Source organism: Protofrankia sp. CiP1_Cm_nod1 (genome assembly GCF_920888515.1).
Classification (GTDB): domain Bacteria; phylum Actinomycetota; class Actinomycetes; order Frankiales; family Frankiaceae; genus Protofrankia.
Genome location: NZ_CAKKTM010000469.1, coordinates 1 through 4,409, shown reverse-complemented (window position 1 = coordinate 4,409; position 4,409 = coordinate 1). Strand labels below are relative to the sequence as shown.

General features: G+C 74.5%; 1 protein-coding gene and 2 pseudogenes. 2 read left to right on the top strand and 1 reads right to left on the bottom strand.

Annotated features, from left to right (window positions below):
• Window positions 1-559 (bottom strand): annotated as a pseudogene (locus NBX02_RS22300) (peptidase S1); the annotation flags it as partial.
• A 1,175-nt stretch (window positions 560-1,734) separates the two neighbouring features.
• On the opposite strand from NBX02_RS22300, the gene NBX02_RS22295 reads away from it, so the two are divergent.
• Both NBX02_RS22295 and NBX02_RS22290 read left to right on the top strand, forming a co-directional pair.
• A complete protein-coding gene (locus NBX02_RS22295; RefSeq protein WP_445548583.1) occupies window positions 1,735-2,982 on the top strand; it encodes a glycosyltransferase in 1,248 nt (415 codons plus the stop codon).
• A 1,007-nt stretch (window positions 2,983-3,989) separates the two neighbouring features.
• Window positions 3,990-4,409 (top strand): annotated as a pseudogene (locus NBX02_RS22290) (hypothetical protein); the annotation flags it as partial.

Sequence of the window (4,409 nt, the reverse complement as noted above, 5' to 3'; positions counted from 1 at the left end):
GGTACGGGCCGGCCGGTGGTGCGGGCGGCGCGTGGAAGGGATTCCCGGCGCCGGGCAGCCCGCCAAGGTATTTCGCGCCGGGCCGGGCCGGGTCAGGCGGGGGGAACGCCCCCCCGTCGCTGCCGGCCGCGGCCTGCTCTTCCGCCCGCGGCGTGTTCCACGGCGTGTCCCACCAGACCCGGCCGGACGGCTCGCCCGGCCCGCCGGGACGAGGCCGGGGCTCGTTCCCGGACGACGAGGCCGTCGACGGTGGGGCCGGCGTGCCGGCCGGCCGCTGCCACGGTGAGCTGTCGGGGCTGGCGGGAGCCTGTTTCCTGTCGGCGGACGCGAAGGGCGCCGTGGGGTTCGGCGGGGTCGGGCCGCCCTGCCCCGGGCCGCCTGGCGGTGGGTCACCGCCGACGGCCGGCCGGGCCGGCCGTGTGTCGGCAACGGGATAGGGGTCGACATCCGGCACCGCCCAGTCCGGGCCGTCCGGGCCGTCCGCGACGCCGTCGTCGGATACGTGCGCGTTCAAAGATGATCCGTCCGCGAAGGTGACGAAGGGAGGCCGCGTGCTCATGGTACGAACCTTCCCCTCGCAAGCTGAGTGAATACTGAAGTACAGACAACAGTCGGCTGAGACAGGGTGCCGGACGGTGTCCGCCGCCCGACACGGCCCGCCGGCCGGCACCCCCGGGATCACGCGCCGACGGGGGCGACGACGGCAGAGTACGCAGCGTACGGCCGCGGGAGGCAGCGCGGGAACACGGCGTCGGGGAGTGCGCGGCAGCGGGGAACGCCGGTGAGGAACGCCGGTGGCGGGGAACACAGGGGAACGCCAGGGGAACACCGTGGTGAGAAACAGCGAGCCACGGTGGGAAAACGGGGGCCCGGCAGGGAACGATGCGCGCTGTCAGGATGCCGGTGCAGGTGGCGTCTCGTGTCGACAATCATAGCCGTCCCGTTCCGGACGCCCGTCCGTGTCTTTCCGTGTCTTTCCGTGGCTCTTCTGCTGTTGCGTGTCCGGCCTGTTGTTCCGTCCGCCCGGAGCCCCCTTCCGGGACCCGTCCCCGTAGCGGGGGTTTTCACCATGCCGGATGCTTGCACCGCGGCGGGAACCGCGACGGGACGGGTATTGTGACCGAACCCGCTTACCATCTTCCACATCGGTCCCGTTCTCCGGTTTCCCGCTCCGCGCCCGCGTCCGCGTCCGTTCCCGGGTAGCGGGTCTCGGATTCGCCGTGACAGCCCTCAGTAGCTTCTCAGGCACGGTTCAGCCCGTTCTCACCGCGAGCGCCGACGCTGGGAGGTGTGAACCTGTCGAAACGTTTTCGGGCCGACCGCCCCGTCAGCCCGGCTGTGCCCGGACCGCCATGTGCGGTACCCGGGAGCGGCGACAGAGACAGCCCCACAGCCCCCGCCACCGGCGCGCCGTCCGTCATCCGCGCGGACGTCCCGCCGGCGCCCCCCGAGGCGGCGTCCGACGGCCCGGAGCACGCCGGCCCCGCGTACGCCGCTGCCATGCCCCCCGGGCCCGCCGGCGCTGTGCCCGCCGGTGCTGTGCCCGCCGGTGCTGTGCCCGCCGGTGCTGTGCCCGCCGGTGCTGTGCCCGTCGGCGTCCTCGCGGAACCGGGGCTCGACGCTCCCGGGAGCGCCGGCGTCCTGGCGGGAGCCCGGCCCGACGGTTCGCGGACGATCCCGTCACAGGGCGTGTTCGGAGCCGACGGCCGGGCCGTGTCCGCCGGCCGGGCCGCGGTGGTGCCACGGCCGTGCGGGACGCCGCCGGCGCGGTGGCGCCCACAGCCACTCGTCGAGGTGGTCGTCCCCGTCTACAACGAGCAGGAGGCCCTCGACGGCAGCATCCGCCGGCTGTATGACTACCTGACCCGCCGCTTCCCCTTCGGCTGGCGTATCACGATCGCCGACAACGCCAGCACCGACGCGACCCCGCTCGTCGCGCGGCGCCTGGCCGACGAGCTCGGCCGGGTCCGTGTGACGCGGCTGGAGGCCAAGGGCCGCGGCCGGGCTCTGCGGGCGGCCTGGTCGTCCTCGGACGCCGACGTCGTGGCCTACATGGACGTCGATCTCTCCAGTGGGCTGGAGGCGTTCCTGCCCCTGGTCGCGCCCCTGCTGTCAGGCCATTCGGACGTCGCGATCGGCTCCCGGCTCGTCCGCGGCTCCCGGGTCGTCCGCGGGCCGAAGCGGGAGATCATCTCGCGTTGCTACAACTCGATGCTGCGGGTGGCCTTCCACACCTCCTTCCGGGACGCCCAGTGCGGGTTCAAGGCCGTGCGGGCGGACGTGGCCCGCGCGCTGCTGCCCGCCGTCGAGAACGACCACTGGTTCTTCGACACCGAACTGCTGCTGCTGGCCGAACGCAACGGCCTGCGCATCCACGAGGTGCCGGTGGACTGGACCGACGACCCGGACTCGCGGGTCGACGTCGTGGCGACCGCGATGGAGGACATCCGAGGAATGATCCGGGTCGCGCGCCGCATCCTCGCCGGCCGGGCCGGGGTGGAGCTGCCGCCACAGGTCCGGGCCGCGCGGCTGCCTCGTAACATGGGCCGCCAGCTCAGGACGTTCGCGGCGATCGGGGTGTGTTCGACCCTCGCCTACGTCGTCGCCTACGCGCTGCTGCGCGAGGGCGGGGCGTCGTCCTTCGCGGCCAACTTCATCGCGCTGCTCGGCACGGCGGTGGGCAACACCTGGGCCAACCGGCGCCTGACGTTCGGGCAGGTGGGCGGCGAGGGGGCGCTGCGCCAGTTCGCCGAGTCCGGGGTGGTGTTCGTGCTGGGGCTCGCGGCGTCCTCCGCCGGCCTCGGGCTGCTGCACGCGCTCTGGTCGTCGTCCGGGGTTCTTGTCGAGATCGTCACCGTGCTGCTCAGCGGTGCGCTGGCCACGGTGGTGCGGTTCGTGCTGATGCGGGCCTGGGTCTTCCATCCCGCCCGCTCCCCTCGTCCTCGCGGTACCTCCACCGGGCGTCATCCGCACCGGGGGTGACCCGTCCACCGACGGGGCGCTCTGACCGGATGCCGGTGGGGGAAGCACGTGCTGGGAAGGGCTGTGACCGTGGTCGGGGAGCCGCGGTGCCGGTTCGCCGAGTGTCGGGATGCGAGTACGATTCGATCACGCAACGTCATCATATGACCGTGCGGATCCAGGCGAGTTGCGTCGCGGAAACCTGTGGCGGATACGCTTAATATCGTTGTTTCGACGACATCGGCACAACCGCCGCCGTGCGAACCTGACCGGAGGATACTCGCGTGGTCCGAGGAGGCCCCGACTCCCGGGGCGGCCGACGAGGTGATCCTCTAGTGGGCTCGCGGGGGGAGACGCGTGAAATCGCGGATGGTGACGACGAGGAGACATGGTCGCCGAACGAGCCGGCAGGCCTGTCCCGGCCCGGGCCGGACGCGTCACGGCACCCGGCGGCCGGGCTGGACGCGTCACGGCACCCGGCGGCTGGGCCGCCGCCGTCCCGGTCGGTAGCGGCGGTGGCGGAGCAGGCGGATCACAGGCCTGAGCGGCCCGCCCTCGGCCAGATGCGGGCGCTTTCGGCGAGCAGGAGCCTGGTTGCTTTCGCCACTCTGTCGAACCAGTCCACCAGGAGCGCCCAGCCCGTCGGCGGCCCCCGGTCCGGGACGTCCGCAGCCGGCGGTCCCGGACCCGGCGGTCCCGGACCCGGCGGTCCCGGGCCCGGTGGCCACGGACCCGGCGGTCCCGGACCAGGTGGTCCCGGGTCCGGTAGCCGTGGGTCTGGCGGCCACGGGCCCGCCGCGTCCCCCGCGGGCCGGGCCGGGCCGGGCCGGGCCGGTGGCAGCGCACCGGGTATGGACGCTGGTCCCGCTCCCTCACCGGTTGCCAACGGACATCTGGGGGGGAATGGTTCCGCTCCGCCCGCACCGGCGCGGCACGGGTCCGGGCCGGCTGCCGGCGATGCCCGTCGAGCCGAGGGCCATCCCGGCCGCTGGGGGGCCCGCGGGCCCGGTGGCCCTGATCCGCTTGACATGACCACCGTCGTGCAGCGTCCCGCCGAGCGGGGATTCCCCGACCAGGGCGCGGACCAGGGCGCGGACCAGGGCGCGCGTCCTCGCGGCGCGGACCCGGCCGCCCGGGGCCGGGCACCGGGCACCGGCACCGATGCGGAGCGGGGAGCGCCGCTCTACACCGGAGCGCCCACGCAGGGATACAGCCCGTTCCCGGAGCGTGGGCGGGACAGCGTCCGGCCCACGCCTGCTCCTGCCGCGCTCCGCCAGCCGGGTGCGGGGCGTCCTGGCCCCGCCGGGGCGGAACCGGTCGGCTCATCCGGACCTGTTCCGCCCCGGTCGTCCGTGGCCGCCGGCATGCCGCCGGCCGCGCAGCCGCGGTCGCCGATGCCCCCGCCCGACTCCGGGCGGGGCACTCCCCGGCCCACGCGCTCCCAGTCC